Here is a 23,071-nt window from a genome sequence, read left to right on the forward strand (position 1 = left end):
ACTGGCTCCCGGGCCCGCCCCCTATTACACCGCCAACCGGTAGCCGACGCCGGATTCGGTGAGGATGTGCCGCGGCATGGCCGGGTCGTCCTCCAGCTTGCGCCGCAGGCCAGCCATGTACACCCGCAGGTAGTGGGCGTGCTCCACATGGCTGGGGCCCCACACCTCCCGCAGCAGCTGGCGGTGGGTGAGGACCCGGCCGGCATTGGCCACCAGCTGGCTCAGTAGCCGGTATTCGATGGGGGTCAGATGCACCGCTTCGCCGTGGCGGCTGACCTGGCGCCGGGCCAGATCCACCTCCACCGGGCCGAAGGCGAACACCGGCGGCATGTCGCCGCCCCGGCCGGCGCGGCGCAGCAGGGCCCGCACCCGGGCCAGCAGTTCGGGAATGCCGAAGGGCTTGGTCAGATAGTCGTCGCCGCCCGCATCCAGGGCCGCCACCTTGTCGCTCTCGTCGCTGCGGGCCGACAGCACCAGCACCGGCACGCCGGACCAGTTGCGCAGGTCCCGGATCAGATCGACGCCGTCGCCATCGGGCAGGCCCAGGTCCAGCACCAGCAGGTCGGGCTTGCGGGTGCCGGCCTCGATCAGGCCCCGGGCGGCGGTGTCCGCCTCCCACACGGTGCAGCCCTCCGACTCCAGGGCGGCGCGGACGAAACGGCGGATCTGGGGCTCGTCCTCGACGATCACCACCACCGGGGCAAGGCGCTCCTGGCCGGCGGCGGGATTCACAGCAGCTCCGTCGGCAGGGCCGGGGGCTGGCCCAGGGGCAGGGTGAACACGAAGCGGGCGCCGGGGCCGTCGCTGCGGTTCTCCGCCCACACCTTGCCCTTGTGGGCATCGACGATGGCGCGGACGATGGCCAGGCCGAGGCCGACGCCGGGAATGGCCGACTCGTCCTGGCCCCGGGTGAATTTCTCGAACAGGCCCGCCTCCTTGCCCGGCGGCAGGCCCGGCCCGTTGTCGCTGACGCTCACCAGCACCCGCTCCGCCTCCCGGCGGGCGCCGATCTCGATGAGGCTGCCCGGCGGCGTGTACTTGGCGGCATTTTCGATGAGATTGCAGAACACCCGTTCCATCAGCACGGCGTCGAACTCCAGCAGGGGCAGGTCGGCGGGCAGGTCCACCCGCACCCGGTGTTGGGCCAGGACCGAGGCCCGGGCCTGGAGCGCCGCCCCCACCACTTCCTCCAGGGGCTGCCACTCCTTTTTCAGGGTCACCTGGCCCGACTGCAGCCGGGCCATGTCCAGCAGATTATGCACCAGGGCGCTGGTGCGCATGGCCTCGCCCCGGATGGCCTGGGCCAGCTCGGCCTGGGCCGGCGGCAGGGCGCCGCCCAGGCTGAGGGAGTCGGCCAGCCCCACCAGGGCCGTGAGGGGAGTGCGCAGGTCGTGGGAGAGGGCCGCCAGGAGGCCGTTGCGCAGGCGCTCCGACTCCATCTGCACCAGGGCCTCCTGGGCCACCTCGATGTAATGCACCCGTTCCACGGCGATGGCCACCAGGGTGGCGCAGGTCTCCAGCAGGCGCTCCTGTTCCGGCGAGGGCAGCCAGGGCTGCTCCCGGGGCAGCACCGCCAGCACGCCCCGGGTGCGCATCGGCGCCTTCAGGGGCAGGTAGCGCATGGGTGCCGAAGGCAGGGTGTCGGTGGAGTGGCCGGCGGCCTCGCCGTGGTCCGCCGCCCACTGGGCGATGCCCAGGTCCACCGGCAGGTCGGCCGGCAGCCCTTCCGGCAGGCTCAGGCGCTCCTGCTGGCCGGGCACCAGCAGCAGCGCCCGGGCCTGGAAGCCCTGCTGCACGAAGCGCCGGGTGATGTCGTCGATCTGCTCCACGGTGAGGGCCGCCGACAGCTCCCGGGCCATCTCGTAGAGGGCGTCACTGCGCCGCTCCCGGCTCTGGGCCACGTCCACCTGGAAGCGCAGGCCGGCGGTGAGCTGGGCGGTGATGAGGGCCACCGCCAGCATCACGGAAAAGGTCAGCAGGTACTGCACGTCGCTGACGGCGAAGGAGAGGCGCGGCGAGACGAAGAAGAAATCGAAGGCGGCGACGGAGAGGAAGGCGGCCAGGATGGCCGGGTTGCGCCCCAGCTTGACCGCGGCGAAGAGCACCGCCAGGAGGAACAGCATGACGATGTTGGCCAGGTCCAGGGCGCCGTGCAGGGGCGTCGCCACCAGGGTCACGGCGGCCACGGCCGCCGCCGCCAGGCCGTAGCCCCGCACATTGACTGCGGCGGGCCGGGCCGGACCGTCCGGGAGCGGCGGCGCTTCCCCGTCCACCCCGTCGCTGGCCACCTGCATCACGTCCAGGTCCGGCGCCTGGCGGGCCAGGCGCCGCGCCAGGGAAGTGCGCCAGGGCAGCCAGCGGCGCCAGTCCCCGGGCAGTTCCCGGCCCAGCAGAACCTTGCCCAGATTGTGTTCCCGGGCGTACTGGATGGCCGCCGCGGCGGCATCCTGGCCCGGCCGGTTGGCCGTCTCGGCCCCCAGCTCCTGGGCCAGGCGCAAGCTCTTCAGCACCCGCCCCCGCTCCCCTTCGGGCAGCCGCTGGTAGCGGGGGGTCTCCACATAGAGGGCGTGCCAGGGCACCTCCAGCTGGGTCGCCAGGCGGGCGGCGCTGCGCACCAGGCGCTCGCTGCCGGGGCCCGGACCGATGCACACCAGCAGGGATTCCCGGGTCGGCCAGACGGTGCTCACCGACTGGTCGCGGCGGTAGGCCCGCACGTCGTCGTCCACCCGGTCGGCGGTGCGGCGCAGGGCCAGTTCCCGCAGGGCCAGCAGATTGCCCTTGCGGAAGAAGTTGGCCATGGCCCGCTCGGCCTGCTGGGGCACGTACACCTTGCCGGCCTTGAGCCGGGTCAGCAGTTCCTCCGGCGGCAGGTCCACCAGCACCACCTCGTCGGCGGCATCGAAAAGGCGGTCGGGTACCGTCTCCCACACCCGGGCGCCGGTGATGCGGCCCACCACGTCGTTGAGGCTTTCCAGATGCTGCACATTGACCGTAGTGAACACGTCGATGCCGGCGGCCAGGAGTTCCTCCACGTCCTGCCAGCGCTTGGGGTGGCGGCTGCCGGGAGCGTTGCTGTGGGCCAGCTCGTCCACCAGCACCAGGTCCGGCGCCCGCTGCAGGGCGCCATCCAGGTCGAATTCCTGCAGGCGGCGACCCCGGTGCTCAACCTGCCGGGAAGGCAGCAGCTCCAGGCCCTGGACCAGCTCGGCGGTTTCCCGCCGGCCATGGGTTTCCACCACCCCCACCGCCACGTCCACGCCCTGGGATTGCAGGGTGCGGGCGGCGGCCAGCATGGCGTAGGTCTTGCCGACGCCGGGGCTGGCGCCGAAGAAGATTTTCAGGCGGCCGCGGCGGGCCTGGATTTCCTCCGCCTCCAGGCGGGCCAGGAGGGCGTCGGGATCGGGGCGTTGCAGAGGATCGGACATGGGTGGAGTTTATTCCTTGGCGGCAGCGCGCAGGGCCAGCTCGGCCAGGATGCGCTGCCGCACCTGCTGGCGCAGGCGGTGTTTGCACTGGGGGCCGCAGGTCAGCTGGCGGCCGTAGGCGAAGGGATGCTCGACGGCGTTGATCGGGTGCCGGGTGCCGCAGACGGGACAGATATGGATGGGCATGGCCGTACCCTCACAGGCGCTGCTCGGCGTAGCGGGCCAGGGCCGCCGGCTGGTCGGCGATGCTGGCGGCCACCAGATAGACCTCCCGCCCCGGCCCGTCGCCGAGGGCCACGGCCAGGGCGATGCCGGCGGCACCGGCCGCCACCGCCAGCCGCAACGGCGCCTCCCAGGCCGCCAGGTAGCTGGCCAGGGCACGACGCCCGACGCTGTCGCGGGAGAAGGAAACCTGGCCGAGGGCACGACCCTGCTGGCGGGCAGCCAGTTGCAGCTGGTCGCCGTCGATGCGGATTCCGATACAGACATTGGCATTCATAGGACACCTGGGAACGAAGGGTGGCGCGGCACCCGATGCCCACAGATTAGAAAAGGGGCTGTTGCAATGGGGTCAAAAATAGCCGAAGCCGTATCAAGATGGCGTTAAGAATCGCCCCCCAATCCGGCAGCAACAAAAAAAACCGGCCCGGGCGAAGCCTGGGCCGGCACAAGCAACAGCTTCCCCGGGGGAGGTGGAAGCTGCTGTCGGAACCCGTTAGAAGGAACGTCCCACCTGGAGGACGAGACGGTCCTTGTTCAACTCCCGGGTTTCGCCATTGGCTGCGGAAAGACCGCCCACCGGAGGCCGGTAGAAGCGGTCGTTGGTGGCGCCGACCCAGGCGCCGGAGAGGCTCCAGCCGCCGCTGAAGGTCCTGGTCAGGCCGAGGCGGTAGTCGGTGTAGTCGGCGCTGATGCCGCCGTAGGTGGCTTTGACGTCGGTGCGGCCCAGGTGCAGGTTGAGGGTCAGGTCCTCGGCCAGGGGCACGTTGGCGCTCAGGTCGTGGTAGAGGCTGCCCTTGGTGTCGCCGCTGTAGCCGGTCTTGGTGTTGGCGCCGAAGTAGTCCGTGAGGGACACGGACAGCTTGTAACTGAGCCAGCGCCAGGAGAAGCCGCCGTTCAGCTCGAAGTTGTCGAACTTCTGCCCCGGCAGGGAACAGGGGGCCGCCCAGGCGGCGGAGGGACAGGTCCCTTTGTTCACATTGGCGCCGGGATACCAGTAGCCGTAGCCGCCGACGGTGTAGCCCCAGTCGTCGTCCAGCTTGCCGTTGTAGCCGGCGTAGTAGTCCACCTCCAGGTTGCCGCCCGGATAGGAATTGCCGGAGACGTTGGAGGCCCACAGGCCGGCATAGAGGCCGTTGCGGTGGGCCAGGTCCACGCCGCCCTGGAGGGCGGGTCCGCCCCAGGTCTGGTCAATGCCGCGGAAACGGTATTCGCTGGCCAGGTTGAGATTGCTGCTGACGGTGAGGTCCGGAGCGACCTCCGCCTCGGCCCGGGCGGCGCCGGCGGCAAGCAGAAGCAGGGGCAGAAGTACAAGGTGCTTGGAGTTGTTCATGGGTTTTTCCTGTTTTGGGGTGAAGGGGAAGAAGCCGGGGGACGATGTCCCAGCAGCCAGCCGGCCAGGGCGATGGGGGCGAAAATGGCCAGCAGCGCCAGCAGCAGGTGGCAGAGGTCCAGGAGCGGGCCGGTCATGGCGGGACCTCAGGGCGCCACCTGGTCCAGGGCCCGGTTGAGGGCCAGGACATTGACCCGGGGCTCGCCCAGGAAGCCCCATTGGCGGCCTTCCGTGTGGTGCTCCAGCAGGGCCAGCACCCGGGCTTCGGGCAGACCCCGCAGGCGGGCCACCCGGGGCGCCTGCCAGCGGGCGGCGGCGGGACTGATGTGGGGATCGAGGCCGCTGGCGGAGGCCGTCACCAGATCCACCGGAATGGGGGCCTGCTGGCTAGGGTCCGCCGCCTTGAGAGCAGCGATGCGTTCCTGTACCGCCGTCTCCAGGGCCGGGTTGAGGGGCCCCAGGTTGGCGCCGCCGGAGCTGCCGCCGTTGTAGGGCATGGGGGCGGTGGCGGAGGGGCGGCCCCAGAAGTAGCGGAGGTCGGAGAAGGGCTGGCCGATGAGGCGGGAGCCCACGGCCTGGCCGTTTTCCTTGAGCAGGCTGCCGTTGGCCTGGTCGGGCATGGTGGCCTGGGCCAGGCCGGTGACCAGGGCCGGGTAGGCGGCGCCGGTGAGGGCGCTGAGCAGCGCCAGGAGGATCAGGGCGGGTTGCAGTTCCTTGAGCATGGAAGTCTCCTTAGGCCAGATGCAGGCCGACAAGCATGAGGTCGATGGCCTTGATGCCGGCGAAGGGCACCACCAGGCCGCCCAGGCCGTAGACCAGCAGGTTGCGGCGCAGGATGGCGGCGGCGCCCTGGGGCCGGTAGGCCACGCCCTTCAAGGCCAGGGGAATGAGGGCGACGATCACCAGGGCGTTGAAGATCACCGCCGAGAGGATGGCCGAGGCCGGCGTCGCCAGGCCCATGACGTTGAGCACGCCGAGGGCCGGATAGGTGGCGGCGAAGGCGGCCGGGATGATGGCGAAGTACTTGGCCACGTCGTTGGCGATGGAGAAGGTGGTGAGGGCGCCCCGGGTCATCAGCATCTGCTTGCCCGTCTCCACGATCTCGATCAGCTTGGTGGGGTTGGAATCCAGGTCCACCATGTTGCCGGCCTCCTTGGCCGCCTGGGTGCCGCTGTTCATGGCCACCGCCACGTCGGCCTGGGCCAGGGCCGGGGCGTCGTTGGTGCCGTCGCCGGTCATGGCCACCAGGCGGCCGTCCTGCTGGTGCTGGCGGATCAGCTTGAGCTTGGCCTCCGGCGTGGCCTCGGCCAGGAAGTCGTCCACCCCGGCCTCGGCGGCGATGGCGGCGGCGGTGAGGGAGTTGTCGCCGGTGATCATCACCGTCTTGATGCCCATGCGGCGCAGTTCGGCAAAGCGCTCCTTGATGCCGCCCTTGACGATGTCCTTCAGTTCCACCACTCCCAGCACCCGGGCGGCGCCGGCGCTGGATTCGGCCACCGCCAGGGGCGTGGCGCCGCGGCGGGCGATGTCGTCCACCGCCTGCTGCACGGCAGCAGACCATTCGCCGCCCAAGGCCTGGATGTGGGCCTTGACCGCATCGGCGGCGCCCTTGCGGATGCAGCGCCCCTGCCAGTCGATGCCGCTCATGCGGGTCTGGGCGGTGAAGTGCACGAAGCTGGCGCCGTCGGCGTGGATGTCCCGGCCCCGCTGGTGCAGGCGCTCCTTGGCCAGGGTGACGATGGAGCGGCCTTCCGGCGTTTCGTCGGCGAGGGAGGCGAGCAGGGCCGCTTCGGCCAGTTCCTTCTCGCTGACGCCGGCGGCGGGAGCGAAGGCGGCGGCCTGGCGGTTGCCCAGGGTGATGGTGCCGGTCTTGTCCAGCAGCAGCACGTCCACGTCGCCGGCGGCTTCCACCGCCTTGCCGGAGGTGGCGATGACGTTCTTTTCCATCATCCGCCCCATGCCGGCGACGCCGATGGCCGAGAGCAGGCCGCCGATGGTGGTGGGAATGAGGCACACCAGCAGGGCCACCAGCACCGTCACCGTGACCGGGCTGCCGCTGCCGGCGACGCCGACGCTGTAGATGGAGAAGGGCAGCAGGGTCGCCGTGGCCAGGAGGAAGGTCAGGGTCAGGGCCACCAGCAGGATGGTCAGGGCGATCTCGTTGGGCGTCTTCTGCCGCCTGGCCCCTTCCACCATGCCGATCATGCGGTCGAGGAAGGTCTCCCCCGGATTGACGGTGATCTTCACCACCAGCCAGTCGGAGAGCACCCGGGTGCCGCCGGTGACGGCGCTGAAGTCGCCGCCGGACTCCCGGATCACCGGGGCCGATTCGCCGGTGATGGCCGATTCGTCCACCGAGGCCACGCCTTCCACCACTTCGCCGTCGCCGGGAATGACGTCGCCGGCCTGGACCAGCACCACATCGCCCTTGCGCAGGTCTTCCGAGGGCACGGTGTGGAAGGGGGCGCCGGCGTGGGCTTCCCGCAGCTTCTTGGCCCACACGGTCTTCTTCAGGCCCTTCAGGGCGGCGGCCTGGGCCTTGCCCCGGCCCTCGGCCACGGCCTCGGCGAAGTTGGCGAAGAGCACGGTGAACCACAGCCACAGGGTGATGGCCAGGATGAAGCCGGCGGGGGCCTCGCCTTCCCCGGCCAGGGCCTGGAGCCAGAGGCCGGTGGTGAGCAGGCTGCCCAGCCAGACCACGAACATCACCGGGTTCTTCACCTGGTAGCGGGGGGAGAGGCGCTTGACCGATTCCCAGGCGGCTTCTTGCAGCAGGGCCCGGTCGTAGAGGGATTGGCTTGTTGTTTTCATCGAGGACTCCTTAGCGGACGCCGACCATCTGCAGGTGTTCCACCACCGGCCCCAAGGCCAGGGACGGCAGGAAGGTCAGGGCGCCGACCACGATCACGGTGCCGATCAGCAGCACCACGAACAGGGGCGTATGGGTCGGCAGGGTGCCGGCGGACGGGGGAATGCGCTTCTTCGCGGCGAGGGAACCGGCGATGGCCAGCACCGCGGCGATGATGGTGAAGCGGCCGAAGAGCATGGCCAGGCCCAGGGCGGTGTTGTAGTAGGGCGTGTTGGCCCCCAGGCCGGCGAAGGCGCTGCCGTTGTTGTTGGCGGCGGAAGAGAAGGCGTACAGCACTTCCGAGAAGCCGTGGGCGCCGGGGTTGAAGACGCCCGCGGTGCCCGCCTCCAGCATCAGGCTCAGGGCCGTGCCGAGGAGCACCGCCAGGGGCGTGGCGAGGATGGCCACGGCGGCCATCTTCATCTCGTAGGCCTCGATCTTCTTGCCCAGGTATTCCGGGGTGCGGCCGATCATCAGGCCGGCGACGAAGACGCCGACGATGGCGAACACCAGCATGCCGTAGAGGCCGGAACCGACGCCGCCGAAGACCACCTCGCCCAGCTGCATCAGCCACATCGGCACCAGGCCGCCCAGGGGCGTGAGGGAATCGTGCATGGCATTGACGGCGCCGCAGGAAACGGCGGTGGTGACGGTGACGAAGAGGGAGGTGGCGCTGATGCCGAAGCGGGCCTCCTTGCCTTCCATATTGCCGCCGGCCATCAGCTCGCTGCCCTGGGTGGCCATACCGAGCCGTTCGAACAGGGGGTTGCCGGCCTGCTCGGCCCACACTTCCACCGCCAGCAGGGCCACCAGGATGGCGGTCATGGCGGCGAGGATGGCCAGGCCCTGGCGCAGGTCGCCGACCCTGCGGCCGAAGGTGAAGCAGAGGGCGGCCGGGATGAGGACGATGGCCAGCATCTGCAGCAGGTTGGAAACCGGGGTCGGGTTCTCGTAGGGATGGCTGGAATTGGCGTTGAAGAAGCCGCCGCCGTTGGTGCCCAGGTGCTTGATGGCGATCTGGCTGGCCGCCGGCCCCAGGGCCAGGGTCTGCTCCCTGGCGGTGGCTGCTTCCAGCACCGGCTTGCCCGCGGCGTCGAGCACGGGCTGGCCGTCGGCGCCGACCTTGGGCTGTTCATAGTCCACCGCCTGGGTCAGGGGCACGCTGGCGTAGGGCGCCACGCTCTGCACCACGCCCTGCCCCACCAGAGCGAGGGCCAGGATCAGGGACAGGGGCAGCAGCACGTAAAGGGTGGAGCGCACCAGGTCGATCCAGAAATTGCCGATACCGCCGGCCTCCTTGCGCTGGAAGCCCCGCATCAGGGCCACCACCACGGCCATGCCGGTGGCGGCGGAAAGGAAGTTCTGCACCGCCAGGCCGAGCATCTGGGTCAGGTAGCTCATGGTGGTCTCACCGCCGTAGGCCTGCCAGTTGGTGTTGGTGACGAAGCTGACAGCGGTGTTGAAGGCCAGATCCGGCGTGGTGTTGGCCATGGCCTGGGGATTGAAGGGCAGCCACAGTTGCAGGCGCTGCAGGGCGTAGACGGCGAGCACGCCGAGCAGGCTGAAGGCCAGCACGGCGCCGGCATAGCGGCGCCAGCCCATGTCGTCGCCGTGACGCACGCCGGCCAGGCGGTAGCAGAAGTTCTCCAGCGGCCGCAGCCAGGCCACGAAGGCCGGCAGGTCGCCCCGGTAGATGCGGGCCATGTACAGCCCCAGGGGCCAGGCCAGGAGGAAGAGGACGGCGAAGAAGAAGCCGTACTGCAGCAGGAGGTTGGCGCTCATGAGAAGTCCTCCGGGTAGAACAGCACGGCCAGCAGATAGGCGAAGAGGCCGCCGGCCACCGCCAGGGCGATCAGGTAAAGGGGCGCCATCACGACCTCCGCAAGCGGTCGAAATAAGCCACCAGGCCGGCCGTCAGGGCAAAGAAGCCGATGGCCAGGCCGATGTAGAACAGGTCCATGGAAATCCTCCGTATGCAGATGGAACATCACGCTCGAACTGTAGGCGGGGAGGAATCAAGACCTTGCTAAAGCTGGGGAGGGGCTCGTTAAGATGGCGTAAAGACGCCGGACCGGCTTCAAGACCTGGCTGAAAAGGCAATAGGGACGGCCATCTTCAGGCAGCCATAGCCGAAATGCCCGTCCTTGCTGCCTCCCAGCTGAGGCGATGAGAGCAGAGACAACGTGCGGGAAGGAGGAGCGCAGGCTCGGGCGGGGCGCCATGACACCCGGCGGCAAGAGGAAATGAAGGACGACGGGGCCTGCCGCGACACTGCCTTCGGACGGGGCTCTCCGGGACCGGCTACGCCGAAAGGAAAGGGACGGGCGCCGCCAACGGCGCCGCTGCGGCGGTTCTAACGGAAGGAACCGGAGCGCCTCAGCCCCGGGGCAGCAGGCGCTCCAGTTGCTGGGCGAAGGCGTGGCGGTCGGACTGGCTCATGGCGGCAGGGCCGCCGGTGTCGACGCCGGAAGAGCGCAGGGTATCCATGAAATTGCGCATGGACAGGGCGGCCTGGATGGAGCCCTTGTCGTAGGGCTCGCCCCGGGGCGTCAGCACCCGGGCGCCCTTGGCGATGACTTCCGCTGCCAGGGGAATGTCGGCGGTAATGACCAGATCCCCCGCCGCCACCCGGGCGACGATTTCGTTGTCCGCCACGTCGAAGCCCTTGGGCACCTGGATGCTGCGCAGGTAGGGCGAGGGCGGCGCGTAGAGGGCCTGGTTGGCCACCAGGGTGACCAGGATTTGGGTGCGCGTCGCCACGCGGAAGAGAATTTCCTTGATGGCCTTGGGGCAGGCATCGGCATCGACCCAGATTTGCATGGTCAGCGGGTTCCGAATGGGAAGAATGGCCGGCAGCTTACCGCAAGCGCCCCCAACTGGCAGCGGGGCGGGCCGGATTCCGTCCGCCGCCCGGAACCGGGACCGGGGAACTTCGCCGGACGGGAGTGCCGCTGGCACCGGCAGAAGGAGCCCCGCCGGCGGAGCTGCGGCGGTGTCGGCAGGCAATCCCAAAAGAAAAAGCCCGGTTTCAAGCCGGGCTTTTTTGCAGCAGATGCTGGCAGGGGTGAATTACATGCCCATGCCCATGCCGCCCATACCACCCATGCCACCCATGTCGGGCATGCCGGCGGCGGGCTTGTCTTCGGCCAGCTCGGCCACCATGCAGTCGGTGGTCAGCATCAGGCCGGCGACGGAAGCGGCGTTCTGCAGAGCGGTGCGCTCGACCTTGGTGGGGTCCAGCACGCCCATTTCCACCATGTCGCCGTACTCGCCGGTGGCGGCGTTGAAGCCGAAGTTGCCCTTGCCTTCAACCACCTTGTTCACCACCACGGAAGGCTCGTCGCCGGCGTTGGCAACGATTTCGCGCAGGGGCTGTTCCAGGGAGCGCAGCACGATCTTGATGCCGGCGTCCTGGTCATGGTTGTCGCCCTTCAGGTTGCCCAGGTTGGCGCGGGCGCGCAGCAGGGAAACGCCGCCGCCGGGGACGATGCCTTCTTCAACGGCAGCGCGGGTGGCGTGCAGGGCGTCTTCGACGCGGGCCTTCTTTTCCTTCATTTCGACTTCGGTGGCAGCACCCACCTTGATCACGGCCACGCCGCCGGCCAGCTTGGCCACGCGTTCCTGCAGCTTTTCGCGGTCGTAGTCGGAGGTGGCGGCTTCGATCTGGGCACGCACCTGGGCCACGCGGGCCTTGATGGCGTCTTCGGAACCGGCGCCGTCGATGATGGTGGTGTTTTCCTTGCCCACTTCGATGCGCTTGGCCTGGCCCAGGTCATCCAGGGTAGCCTTTTCCAGGGTCAGGCCCACTTCTTCGGAGATCACCTGGCCGCCGGTCAGGATGGCGATGTCTTCCAGCATGGCCTTGCGACGGTCGCCGAAGCCGGGAGCCTTGACGGCCACGGTCTTCAGGATGCCGCGGATGTTGTTCACCACCAGGGTGGCCAGGGCTTCGCCTTCCACGTCTTCAGCGATGATCAGCAGGGGACGGCCGGCCTTGGCGACTTGTTCCAGCACGGGCAGCAGGTCGCGGATGTTGGAGATCTTCTTGTCGAACAGCAGGACGAAGGGATTGTCCATGACGGCAATCTGCTTGTCCGGGTTGTTGATGAAGTAGGGGGACAGGTAGCCGCGGTCGAACTGCATGCCTTCGACGACGTCCAGTTCGTTATTCAGGGACTTGCCGTCTTCAACGGTGATGACGCCTTCCTTGCCGACCTTTTCCATGGCATTGGCGATGATGGTGCCAATGTCAGCGTCGGAGTTGGCGGAGATGGAACCGACCTGGGCGATTTCCTTGGTGGTGGCACAGGGCTTGGAAATCTTCTTCAGCTCTTCGATGGTGGCGGCGACAGCCTTGTCGATACCGCGCTTCAGGTCCATCGGGTTCATGCCGGCGGCCACGTACTTCATGCCTTCGCGCACGATGGCCTGGGCCAGCACGGTGGCGGTGGTGGTGCCGTCACCAGCCAGGTCGGAGGTCTTGGAAGCGACTTCCTTGACCATCTGGGCGCCCATGTTGGCGAACTTGTCCTTCAGTTCGATTTCCTTGGCCACGGACACACCGTCCTTGGTCACGGTGGGGGCGCCGAAGGAGCGCTCCAGCACCACGTTGCGGCCCTTGGGGCCCAGGGTCACCTTGACCGCGTCGGCCAGGACGTTGATGCCTTCGACCATGCGGGCGCGGGCGGAATCACCGAATTTGACTTCTTTAGCTGCCATTGAAATTCTCCAGAATCTGTTGAATGGGAAAGGGGGAGAGGCTTAGGCCTCGACCACGCCCATGATGTCTTCTTCGCGCATGACCAGCAGTTCCTGGCCGTCCACCTTGACGGTCTGGCCGGCGTACTTGCCGAACAGGACGCGGTCGCCCACCTTCACGTCGGGGGCGTTCTGCTTGCCGGAATCGTCACGCTTGCCGGGGCCAACGGCCAGGACTTCACCCTGATCGGGCTTCTCACCGGCGGAATCGGGGATGACGATACCGGAAGCGGTGGTGCGCTCAGCTTCGACGCGCTTGACGATCACACGGTCGTGCAAGGGACGGATTTTCATAGGGATAGCTCCTTGTAACGAAGTTATTGCAGGGATTCAGGGGCCTGTCGGCCCGGTCAGGCGGGGTGGTGAAGGCCTGGCCTGTTAGCACTCACCCCGAGCGAGTGCTAATAATAGGGGCGCCCCCCTTCGATTTCAAGGGCGGCCAGACACAATTTTCGTTCGCAACCGAACTTGGACCTTTCGCAAGATAACTTGAACCTCCGAACCTCTTGCGAGGCCCCACCGCACATCATGTGCGAGGATGCCCGGTCGAACGACTGCTGAGGCTGAGATACAGCCGCTGATCTGACGGGCTCTTCCTCGGCCGATGCGGTCGCCCCCTGTCATTTGACCGGCAGCTGTGCTTAACAGAGCCGCTATAAAAGGGCGATCGACACGCATGCGGCGCGGCTGAGAATGGCTTGCAACCGCGAAGGCAAGTTGCGCCTCGTGACCACCAAGGTCGACCGCGTATTCGACGTCGCAAACGCGCTTCGGGTTACGCCCTGCGCGGGTTGCCCCACGCAACTGCAAACTGCCCGCCGTAGTACGAGATTTTGGTCGTCAAGCAGTGTTACACTCACCAACAGCCATCACCATGACGATCGGCTAAACTCCCTGGGTAAAATTCAAGGTGCACCGCTGGATACTATTAGACGTGCGCCGACACGAGCAGGAGGCTGGCGAGGCTTTGACGGTTCAGGGGGCGATCAGGGATCGGGCTCCCGACCCTGCTGCTCCTGCACAGGTCAGCATAAGGCGGTCCCACGCCGTGCATGAACACCCGGCCCCGGCAGCAGCGAGGCTCATCGAATAACCCGACCGGTGTTTGTCACAAGGATGCGTTCAATAGAGATTTTCCTTTCATCGCCGGGCGACTGCACTGCAGAGCGGCAGGCGGCCCACGCGGTCGTCGGAAGGCTAAACGACGATCCCCTTGTCAAGCACTTCGCCACACTGGAAGTCGTCGCCTGGGATTGGCAAGGCGGCATTCCCATGGAAGCCCACCAGTCCCCTCAGACCTCGGTGAACCAACGGCTGCCGGTGCCGGAGGCCTGCGAGGTCTACGTGGGCGTCTTCCGCTGCCGTTTCGGTACCCCCTTGCCGGCTGACGATCCCGTGTACAGGAAAGCGGATGGCAAAGCCTTTGGTTCCGGCACCGAATACGAATTTCACCGCGCCTGGGACGCCCGCCGCCGAGGCGCCCCGCAGCCACACCTCTATGTTTATCGTCAGCAGCCGCTTGCCGAGCCCTGCCCCGATTCTGAACAGCTGGCGCGCCTTGAAGCCTTCTTCGCCGCGCCGCCCTTCATGGACGATGACCGGCACGCTGGCTTCGTGCACACCTTCCGAGATGCCGCGGACTTCTCCGCCCAGCTCGAACGCCACCTGCGCGAGCTGATCAGCCAATGGTGCCCGGATGCCCGCGCTCCGCTCGATGACTGGCTGAAACAGCAGGCGAGAACCCTGACCCACGATGCAGGCCCCCGTTACACCGCCGATGCCCACGTGGAAACCGAGATCAGCCGGGTATTCGACTGGCTGCTGGCACGCCCGGCGGCAGTGATGGCGTTTGACGAGTTCCTTGCCGAGATCTGGAAGTTCCTGCCTAACGAAGCGCCTTTTGAACCGCACCGGGAGCAGTTGGGCGGAGTCGCCCGCCAATTGCGAGACGATCCCGTCTGGCAAGCGCCGCCGGATTTCCAGCCAGTCCACGATCTGCTGGAGCAGCTCAACAAGACAGCCCGGGATCAGTATTCGGAAGCTTCCCGGTACGGCCGCGAGCACAAGGAAACTGACCAGCAACGATACCGACGGGACGGACTGGGCCGACTGATGGATGCTTGCTACGGGGCTCGCAAATCGCTCGACAGCTTCGCACCCTACACCCACTACCGCGTGCTGCTGCTGACCGGGCCGGCTGGGCAGGGTAAGACCCACACGCTAGTGCACGAACTCAACCGGGCGCTGGCAAACGGAGAGATCGCCATCGGCCTGCTCGGTCATACCCTGTCGGCCACGGGCGATCTGTGGAGTGCCGTGCTGCAGCGGCTGGGATACCCCGGTAGCAAGGATGTGTTCCTCGACGAACTGGACAACGCAGCCGCCGGGCGCCGGCAACGGGCGCTCATCGTCATCGACGCACTGAACGAGACCACGGACCGGACGCGCTGGAAAGGACAGCTGAACGGCCTGCTGGCGGATATCCTCGCCCGGCCTCATCTCACGGTGGCGCTCGGGGTGCGTAGCGACTATCGGTCGCTCGTGATCCCACCGTTGGCCGAGGGTGCGCCCACCCCCTGGGTGGAATACCTGCACCCCGGCTTTGCCGATGTGGGCGCGGATGCCCTGGCGGTGTATTGCGCCCATTACGGCGTGGCAGTACCGGTTGCACCGCCCATCGGCGAGCTGAGCAACCCGCTCTACGTCCAGCTGCTGGTGAAAAGCCTGCTGGGACGGCGGGACCCGGTGTATTGGCTGCCCTCGTGGCTGGACGTCTGGCAGGGCTGGCTGGCGTATCTGGAGCGGGACACGGTGGGCAAGCTGGAACTGGATGACCCCAGCCGCCGCCATCCCATGCGCCGCACCCTGAACCGGTTGGCCGACGCAATGATCGACGCGGGAACCTTCAGCCTGCTTCGCCATGAGGCGGACCGGATCGCCGAGGAAACCTGCGGCAATCGTAAGGCCATCGCCTATCTGCTGTCCGCCGGCGCCTTGCTGGATCAGACCAACGACTTAGACCAAGACTTCGTGACCTTCGGCTACGAACGCCTGTGCGACACCTTCATCGTTCACAGATTGTTGACAGGGCTGTTCAGGGGCCAGCCAAATCTGGAGGCACGCCGTCAGGCATTGGTCGACGCCGTAGCGCAAGGGGGAAGCCTGCACCCGCTGGCCAGCCCGGCTTTGATGGACCACCCCCTGAATGACAACCGGGCCGGCTTGTTGCGTGCCCTGTGCCTGATGGCGCCCCGCGAGACGGGCGCGGAGATCCCCGCCCTATTGCCGCTGGAATACGAAAGCCCAGAAGGAGACTGGCAGGATCAGGACGACGCGCTGCAGGAGGCCTATCTGGACAGCCTGCGCTGGCGCTATCAGCAGGAAGATTTCGGCAGCGATCCTCAAGGCCTGCTGGATTGGTTCAACGCCCTCGCCGTCTTCCACTCCAAACACGATGAGCTGGACGAACTGATCCGGCTGGCCCTGATCCCCGGACACCCCTTCGCCATGGAACATATCCTCCATCCCTGGTTGTGCGGAATGAGCAGCCCGGGCGATCGGGATGCGGTCTGGAGCATCCACCTGGTTCCCCTGTGGATTGATGATCCCCATTCCAACCTGCGCATCCTGCTGGGCTGGGCAGGCGAGGCGAACCTGAGCGGCCTGCACGCGTCCGTCGCCTTCCCGGCCGCCCACCTGCTGGCTTGGACCACCGCCAGCTCGCAGCGGGCACAGCGGCAATCCGCCATCCGCGGCCTCACCCGAGTGCTTGCCGCCTGCCCCCAGGTATTGCCAGACTTCTTGCCCGATTTCCTGGCGGTGAACGACGCCTACGTGCTGGAAGGCGTCCTGATTGCTGTGCTGGGCGTGATGCTGCACGGCAGGGCTGAAGAGTTCTGTGCGCACGCGGCCCGCTTGGTCCATGAAAGCCAGTTCGCGGAGGGCAACGCCCGCTGGTGCCACCTCACCATCCGCCACTACGCCCGCCGCGTAGTCGAGGAGGCACATGTCCGGGGCTGGCTGGCGGACGTGGATCTCACGGTGGTGCGGCCCCCTTACCAGAGCACGCTGCCGCTGGATGAACTGCCAACTGAGGAAGAACTGAGGAATGCCCAGGAGGCCTCGGGTTTTCGAAGCATTGCCGGCTCGTGCTTTGGTCATGATTTCTACTGGTACGTGATGGGGGCAACCTCGGGTTCCAAACACTTCCTTTCTAAGCCGCTGACAGACTCCCAAGAGCCGAATCGAAGCCTTGGCCGTGTATCCAGCTGGTGGGGAACGGGCGACTCATCACTGTTCGATGTCAATCTCTCGGCGCGCTTCGTGGTCTGGAACACCAGCCAGCTGGGATGGAGCTCCGAGCGTTTCGACGCCTTCGACACCGGCGAATACAACCGCTACACCGGCCGTATGGCGGACGAAGGCAGGACCGAACGGATCGGCAAGAAATACCAATGGATAGGCTGGCACACCATGCTGGCCTTTCTCGCCGACAACTACGAAATGCTGCCGAACTGGGACAAGACCCCGCAGGTTTATGACACGCCCCACCAGATCAGCTACATCGAAGTGCTTGACCCATCCCGTTGGCTGTACACCGCCGCGCCGAAGGCACAACAGCCGATTTCCCGCGACGGTTTCTGGAACCTGCAGCCCCCACCGCGCTGGCCCACCCCGACCAGAGAGGGCATTCATCGCTGGGCTGAAGCCCCGGCCAACGACCTGCTGCCGACGGACCTCATCCACCACACCCCCGAACTTCCACCTGGCTGGGGACCAGGCCCATGGATACAACTGGCCACGGAGCACAGCTGGGAAGACCAACAGGCACCAGGGCAGTGGGGTATTGGGAAGAGCTACCGGGCCGACATCTGGTGGCAGGTCTGGCCTGTGCTGATCGAGACAAAGAACTTCCCGAAGCTGTGCCAAAAACTAGAGAAACCCGGCGTTCAGCAACGTCTCGCTGAAACCGGCCGCATAGACGGACTATCGGACTCGACGACCAGCCTGACCGCCTGGCCTGACCTGCTGGGGGACTTCGACGAAGGCTTCCGGCTGGATCTTCACGCCAGGCACGATACCTGGCTCCCTGTGCCGTGGATGCCCATGGTCGCGCGGTCCGGGCACTCGGAACAACACCCGGTGCTAATGCCTTGGCCCCGCCTGTTTCGCGAATGGGATCTGTCGATGAATTTGGAGACGGGCTGCGTCATGCACGGTGAGGAAGTGGTGTTTGGTCTTGCTGGCTGGTCTATGGGCAAAGACGTTCTGTTCGCCCGCCACAAACCCCTTCAACGCCTGCTCGCCAGATCCGGCTACTCCCTGATCTGGCTTATGCGGGGCGAACGCCGTGCCTTTCTCGACTGGGGGAGCTTTAGCAGCAAAGAGGATTGTGCCTGGGTGGATTACCACGCCGTTGGCTCCCTGGGGGCGGACGCACGGGCGCAGATGCTTTGGTTCGAACGAGTAATGCTGAAAAGCCGGGAATGAACAGGATCGACCATCGCACACCAAGTGATTTTTCGCTACAGATGGCAACGTCACCTGTCCAGCGAAATGCTCTACTTCGTGGCTTCTCACGGTTGGGCGGCAGATAAGCGACAGATTGCTGTCCGATTCAGCCCTTTAGGCCAAGAGCCGTTATGGCCTAGGAAGCTCCCGTCGGATCAGCGACTGTATCTCGGCCTCAGCTGCCGGTGCCTTTATGGCGCAGTCAGGCAGCAATGTGCTGGTCACCTGCCGTTCGAGCGTCAGGCGAGGGCGAACGGCGGCTTCTCCATCCTGCCAACTGGAAGTACCGACCCATAGCAGACGTCTATATTTGGCATAGATAGCACAACTTATTTCCCTCACAGGCACCCGCGACCATGTCACAAAAATGACATCAACGAGTCATCAGGGTGTCATATCACGACATTACCATCGCTGCAATTCAGATTCGTAATCAGGTCATCATTTTTGATTACGAATTCAAATCTGCCGGAGGTGTCATGATCGAACTACAGAATGTCTCAGTCAGTTATGGTGATGCGATTGCACTGTATCCCACCACTCTCAAACTCCATCAGGGACAGTTCACCGTATTGCTCGGATCTTCCGGCGCTGGAAAATCCACGCTACTTCGCTGTATTAATTCGCTGCATGCGTCGCAGCGCGGCACCACCATTGTCGCCGGCTTAGGAAATTTGGCGAACTCGCGTGCATTGCGCATGCATCGCCGACAGACTGGCATGGTGTTTCAACAGCATCAATTGATTGGCCGACTGACGGCTTTGCAAAACGTTTCGATGGGCCGAATGGGCTACCACACGGCATTACGCAGTCTATTCCCCCTCCCGGCGAAGGATCAATCCATATGCCTGCAAAGTCTGGACCGAGTCGGCTTATTGCACAAAGCCTTAAGCCGTGTCGACGCATTGAGCGGCGGCCAGCAGCAACGCATCGGTATTGCCCGGGCTCTGGCTCAGCAACCTAAACTGGTGTTGGCTGATGAACCGGTAGCCAGCCTCGATCCTGCTACTGCAGAGCGAGTGCTAAGTCTGCTGCACCGCATTTGTAAAGAGGACGGGATTTCGGCGGTCGTCAGCCTGCATCAGGTAGACCTCGCTCAACGTTATGCCGACCGTATTATTGGCCTGTCCCATGGCCGAGTCATTTTTGATGCCGCACCGCAGACTTTGGATCAAGCCAGTTACGACACGCTGTATGAACAAGTACCCCGTTCTTCTTTGAGCGTTCCACAAGACGCTCGAGAGGAACGGCTTATCGATACTTCATTTCCCATGCAACTTGCTACCGTAAAGGATTGATTATGAAAAAACTCGCATCCGCATTAATGTCTGTCTTGCTTGCCGCCGTCTGCAGCATTGGCCATGCATCATCCAATCCCGATCCAGAAACGCTCAAAGTTGCGCTACTGCCGGACGAAAACGCATCGACCGTAATTAAAAACAACAAGCCGCTCGAAATCTATCTGGAAAAAGAGCTGGGAAAGAAAATTGAGCTGGTGGTTACCACTGATTACTCGTCAATGATCGAAGCCATGCGTCACGGCCGTATCGACATGGCATATTTTGGCCCCTTGTCGTATGTGCTGGCTAAGCAAAAGAGCGACATCGAGCCATTCGCAGCGATGAAGCAAAAGGGTAGCACTACCTACCAGTCCGTATTGATCGCCAATACTGGCGCCGGCATCGCCAAAATCAGTGATATCGTCAACAAGAATGTCGCTTACGGTGATAAGGCATCCACCTCCAGCCATTTGATTCCGAAGTCGATATTGGCGGAAAACGGTTTGAAAGCCGGCGAAAACTATCGCGAACACTTTGCCGGTGCGCATGACGCGGTGGCCATGGCCGTGCAAAACGGTCACGCGCAGGCTGGCGGCTTGAGTAAGCCGATTTTTGAATCCCTGGTTCAGCGCGGACTGGTCGATCCCAACAAAGTAAAAGTTCTTGCCGAATCGAAGCCATATCCGCAATACCCGTGGACCATGCGCAGCAATCTGAAGCCGGAACTGAAGGAAAAGATCCGTGCAGCCTTCTTGAATCTCAAAGATCCGGAAGTCCTGAAACCTTTCAAAGCCGATGGTTTCGGCCCGATCAGCGACAAAGACTATGACGTGGTGCGCAGCCTTGGCACACTGCTCAAGCTCGATCTGTCGAAGTTCTAAGTGAGCGACAGCATGCAAGCTGATTTTGGTTTGATTCTGGCCGAGCGCCAGCGCGTATGGAACCGCACGATACTGCAGTTTGCCGTTGTGCTGGCGATTGTGATCGGTTGCTGGTATTACGTCGGCCTATTTGATGCCGAGCGATTGAAGGATGGCATGCCAAGCCTGGTAAAAATTGCCGGCGAGATGTTCCCACCGAACTTCTCGCAGGCTGGCACCTGGGTCAAACCGGTACTGGATACCTTGGCCATGAGTATCGCCGGCACGGCAATCGCGGTATTGCTATCCATTCCCTTAGGAGTGCTCGCCGCGCGGAATACTAGCCCTCATCCACTCGTGTATCAAGCCACACGCGGCATGTTAAACGCTTTGCGATCGATACCCGAACTGATCATGGGCATCCTGTTCGTGGCAGCCGTTGGCTTCGGCGCATTGCCGGGTGTTTTAGCCCTAGGCTTACATTCGGTTGGCATGATCGCCAAATTTTTTTCGGAATCGATCGAACATGCCGATCCGGCACCGGTAGAAGCCGCGCATGCAGCGGGCTGCACGCCATTGCAGGTGATTTTTCATGGGATCTTTCCCCAAGTGCTTCCGCAAATGGCCGATACCGCGATCTATCGATGGGAATACAACTTCCGTGCTTCGACCGTGATGGGCATGGTCGGCGCCGGTGGAATCGGGTTCGAGCTGATGGGCTCTCTGCGCATCATGCAATACCAGGATGTCTCGGCTATTTTGCTGGTTATTTTAGGCATGGTTACCCTCGTCGACGCCTTCAGCTCCTTCCTGCGTCGCAAGTTCAAATAACTCCCAAAGCTTACAAAGGTTTTTATGAAGCCCAAAGTCGTCCTCACCCACTGGGTGCACCCGGAAATCATCGAATTGTTGTCCGCTAGCGCCGATGTTATCCCCAACACCACACGGGAAACCTTGCCGCGTTCTGAGGTAATTGCGCGAGCCAAAGATGCGGATGCACTCATGGCTTTCATGCCGGACAGCATCGACAGCGCGTTTCTCGAGGAATGTCCAAAGCTGCGTGTCATCGGCGCCGCGCTTAAAGGCTATGATAACTTCGATGTCAACGCCTGCACACGCCACGGTGTATGGCTTACGATTGTGCCGGATTTGCTTACGATCCCGACCGCTGAACTGACTATCGGCCTTCTTCTCGGTTTGACAAGGCATATGCTGGAAGGCGATAGGCAAATCCGTAGCGGACACTTCCAAGGCTGGCGGCCGACACTATATGGCTCTGGTTTGACAGGAAAAACGCTTGGCATCATTGGTATGGGGGCGGTCGGCCGTGCAATCGCCCAGCGCTTGGCTGGCTTTGAAATGAATCTCTTGTATTGCGATCCGATTCCGCTCAATGCCGAACAAGAAAAGGCTTGGCACGTACAGCGCGTCACGCTCGATGAACTGCTCGAAAAATGTGATTATGTCGTGCCGATGGTTCCGATGGCCGCAGAGACACTGCATCTGATCGATGCCACCGCGTTGGCCAAGATGAAAACCGGTAGCTACCTGATCAATGCATGTCGCGGCTCGGTCGTGGATGAGAATGCGGTGATAGCAGCACTGGCGTCTGGAAAACTAGCTGGATATGCAGCCGATGTCTTCGAGATGGAAGAATGGATACGCGCTGATCGCCCGCAGGCTATCCCCAAGGCGCTGCTCGACAATACGGCACAAACGTTTTTTACGCCGCATTTGGGATCGGCGGTCAAGGAAGTTCGGCTTGAAATCGAGCGGCAGGCAGCGATGAACATCATCCAGGCACTCGCTGGTGAAGAACCGATGGGCGCGATTAATCAGCCGTATCCGGGAGTAAAGGCGGCGTGATAGATCTGGAGCGTGTGGCGACGTTCATTGCCGTCGTCAAATGCGGGGGCTTTCGCGAAGCGGCGAAGCAAACTGGATTGTCCCAGCCAACAGTAACGCAGCATATCAAGCGGCTGGAGCAGTCTTTGCAGGCCCGGCTGATTGACCGCGCAACAATGCCGCAAAGCCTGACATTGGAGGGAAAGATTTTTTTCCCCTATGCGGAACAATTGCTCCGTACTAGCCATAAGGCTACGGCAGCCCTCCACAATAAAAGCCTGGTCGTTGGTGCAAGCTCCAATATCGGCATTTATCTTTTACAACCCTATATCAAGGCGCTCCAAGATAAATTAGCAAACAAGATCGATGTGAGGATCGGCAAAAATATCGAGATTGCCGCTTTGCTGGAAACGCTTGAAGTGGATGTAGCGGTAATGGAGTGGTGGGACTCACGTCCTGGGTTCGTCTCAACAGTATGGCGGCGCGAGAGGATGGTTGTCATTGTTCGCCCCGGCCATCCTTGGGCTGCCGAGTCGACCATTCCACTTAAGTGGTTAAAATCCCAGAACTTGCTTGGAGGCGAAGCGGCTACCGGAACTGGGCGCCTACTACAACAATATGCCGGTGCCGACTCGGCAGAGTTCACAGTGGGTATGCAGTTAGGTAGCACCGAGGCGGTCAAACACGCGGTCCACGCAGGGCTAGGAATCTCGCTTGTGATGGAAAGCGCGGTCAAGCATGAACAGGCAAGCGGATGGTTACATGCAATTCCGATTGAAGAAGATGTTTACAAAGATCTTTATCTCGTACATCGCTCAGAAACTTCGTTAAGCGGTCCGGTGGCAAGCCTTGCAGATTTGATTCTCCATTCTCCGGATTTAGGCTCAATAGAATATAAATAGCAAAACGAATGTCTGCTTCTGGCCGATAGTACCCCCGCAGCATCATCGCCGTAAGCAGCCGCCCGCCGGCAAAAGGCGCTTGGCGGGCAG

19 protein-coding genes are annotated in these 23,071 nt (G+C 64.1%); 6 read left to right on the forward strand and 13 right to left on the reverse strand.

From position 1 onward, the window contains the following. Positions 1-24: 24 nt before the first annotated feature. From kdpE to AC3QLZ_RS08175, 13 genes are all read right to left on the reverse strand, one after another. Positions 25-732, reverse strand: coding sequence for a two-component system response regulator KdpE (gene kdpE, locus AC3QLZ_RS08115; RefSeq protein ID WP_014235391.1), 708 nt, complete (start codon positions 730-732; stop codon positions 25-27). Continuing rightward, positions 729-3,425 (reverse strand): two-component system sensor histidine kinase KdpD, encoded by a 2,697-nt coding sequence (gene kdpD, locus AC3QLZ_RS08120; protein ID WP_014235392.1) that lies wholly within the window; start codon positions 3,423-3,425, stop codon positions 729-731. Before kdpD ends, kdpE begins: the two co-directional genes overlap by 4 nt. A 9-nt stretch (positions 3,426-3,434) precedes the next feature. Beyond that, positions 3,435-3,611 (reverse strand): hypothetical protein, encoded by a 177-nt coding sequence (locus tag AC3QLZ_RS08125; RefSeq protein WP_014235393.1) that lies wholly within the window; start codon positions 3,609-3,611, stop codon positions 3,435-3,437. 10 nt (positions 3,612-3,621) lie between these two features. Beyond that, positions 3,622-3,924 carry a hypothetical protein gene (locus AC3QLZ_RS08130; RefSeq protein WP_014235394.1) on the reverse strand — a complete coding sequence of 101 codons (303 nt, stop codon included), beginning with the start codon at positions 3,922-3,924 and terminating at the stop codon, positions 3,622-3,624. Positions 3,925-4,140: 216 nt separating this feature from the next. Continuing rightward, positions 4,141-4,977, reverse strand: a complete 837-nt coding sequence (locus AC3QLZ_RS08135; RefSeq protein ID WP_014235395.1) for a TorF family putative porin — start codon at positions 4,975-4,977, stop codon at positions 4,141-4,143. After that, complete coding sequence (locus AC3QLZ_RS08140) at positions 4,974-5,114, reverse strand: hypothetical protein (RefSeq protein WP_014235396.1); 141 nt, start codon at positions 5,112-5,114, stop codon at positions 4,974-4,976. The genes AC3QLZ_RS08135 and AC3QLZ_RS08140 overlap by 4 nt, the downstream gene beginning before the upstream one ends. A 9-nt stretch (positions 5,115-5,123) precedes the next feature. Next, on the reverse strand, positions 5,124-5,699 hold the full coding sequence (gene kdpC, locus AC3QLZ_RS08145) for a potassium-transporting ATPase subunit KdpC (RefSeq protein ID WP_014235397.1): 576 nt from the start codon (positions 5,697-5,699) through the stop codon (positions 5,124-5,126). A gap of 10 nt (positions 5,700-5,709) precedes the next feature. Next, positions 5,710-7,788, reverse strand: a complete 2,079-nt coding sequence (kdpB, locus tag AC3QLZ_RS08150) for a potassium-transporting ATPase subunit KdpB (RefSeq protein WP_014235398.1) — start codon at positions 7,786-7,788, stop codon at positions 5,710-5,712. Positions 7,789-7,798: 10 nt separating this feature from the next. Further along, complete coding sequence (kdpA, locus tag AC3QLZ_RS08155; RefSeq protein WP_014235399.1) at positions 7,799-9,607, reverse strand: potassium-transporting ATPase subunit KdpA; 1,809 nt, start codon at positions 9,605-9,607, stop codon at positions 7,799-7,801. Continuing rightward, positions 9,604-9,696 carry a potassium-transporting ATPase subunit F gene (locus tag AC3QLZ_RS08160; RefSeq protein ID WP_014235400.1) on the reverse strand — a complete coding sequence of 31 codons (93 nt, stop codon included), beginning with the start codon at positions 9,694-9,696 and terminating at the stop codon, positions 9,604-9,606. The genes kdpA and AC3QLZ_RS08160 overlap by 4 nt, the downstream gene beginning before the upstream one ends. A 505-nt stretch (positions 9,697-10,201) precedes the next feature. Beyond that, positions 10,202-10,645 (reverse strand): YaiI/YqxD family protein, encoded by a 444-nt coding sequence (locus AC3QLZ_RS08165; RefSeq protein WP_014235402.1) that lies wholly within the window; start codon positions 10,643-10,645, stop codon positions 10,202-10,204. Positions 10,646-10,894: 249 nt separating this feature from the next. Next, positions 10,895-12,544, reverse strand: a complete 1,650-nt coding sequence (gene groL, locus AC3QLZ_RS08170) for a chaperonin GroEL (RefSeq protein WP_014235403.1) — start codon at positions 12,542-12,544, stop codon at positions 10,895-10,897. 42 nt (positions 12,545-12,586) lie between these two features. Then, positions 12,587-12,877 (reverse strand): co-chaperone GroES, encoded by a 291-nt coding sequence (locus AC3QLZ_RS08175; protein ID WP_014235404.1) that lies wholly within the window; start codon positions 12,875-12,877, stop codon positions 12,587-12,589. A gap of 822 nt (positions 12,878-13,699) precedes the next feature. Between AC3QLZ_RS08175 and AC3QLZ_RS08180 the strand changes: the two genes are divergently transcribed. The 6 genes from AC3QLZ_RS08180 to AC3QLZ_RS08205 all read left to right on the forward strand — a co-directional run bounded on the left by AC3QLZ_RS08180 (position 13,700) and on the right by AC3QLZ_RS08205 (position 22,981). Further along, positions 13,700-18,073 (forward strand): NACHT domain-containing protein, encoded by a 4,374-nt coding sequence (locus AC3QLZ_RS08180; protein WP_492783610.1) that lies wholly within the window; start codon positions 13,700-13,702, stop codon positions 18,071-18,073. A 410-nt stretch (positions 18,074-18,483) separates the two neighbouring features. Next, on the forward strand, positions 18,484-19,392 hold the full coding sequence (phnC, locus tag AC3QLZ_RS08185; RefSeq protein WP_370452114.1) for a phosphonate ABC transporter ATP-binding protein: 909 nt from the start codon (positions 18,484-18,486) through the stop codon (positions 19,390-19,392). Positions 19,393-19,394: 2 nt separating this feature from the next. Further along, complete coding sequence (gene phnD, locus AC3QLZ_RS08190) at positions 19,395-20,255, forward strand: phosphate/phosphite/phosphonate ABC transporter substrate-binding protein (RefSeq protein WP_004629229.1); 861 nt, start codon at positions 19,395-19,397, stop codon at positions 20,253-20,255. Further along, entirely contained in the window at positions 20,256-21,065 is an 810-nt protein-coding gene (gene phnE, locus AC3QLZ_RS08195) for a phosphonate ABC transporter, permease protein PhnE (RefSeq protein ID WP_442919923.1), read from the forward strand. A gap of 24 nt (positions 21,066-21,089) precedes the next feature. Continuing rightward, positions 21,090-22,100: a phosphonate dehydrogenase gene (locus AC3QLZ_RS08200; protein WP_024569576.1), complete on the forward strand. Its 1,011-nt coding sequence runs from the start codon at positions 21,090-21,092 to the stop codon at positions 22,098-22,100. Beyond that, complete coding sequence (locus AC3QLZ_RS08205; protein ID WP_004629222.1) at positions 22,097-22,981, forward strand: LysR family transcriptional regulator; 885 nt, start codon at positions 22,097-22,099, stop codon at positions 22,979-22,981. The genes AC3QLZ_RS08200 and AC3QLZ_RS08205 overlap by 4 nt, the downstream gene beginning before the upstream one ends. The last annotated feature ends 90 nt before the right edge of the window (positions 22,982-23,071 follow it).

The sequence above is a fragment of the Azospira sp. MPR-LB4 genome, assembly GCF_058809525.1.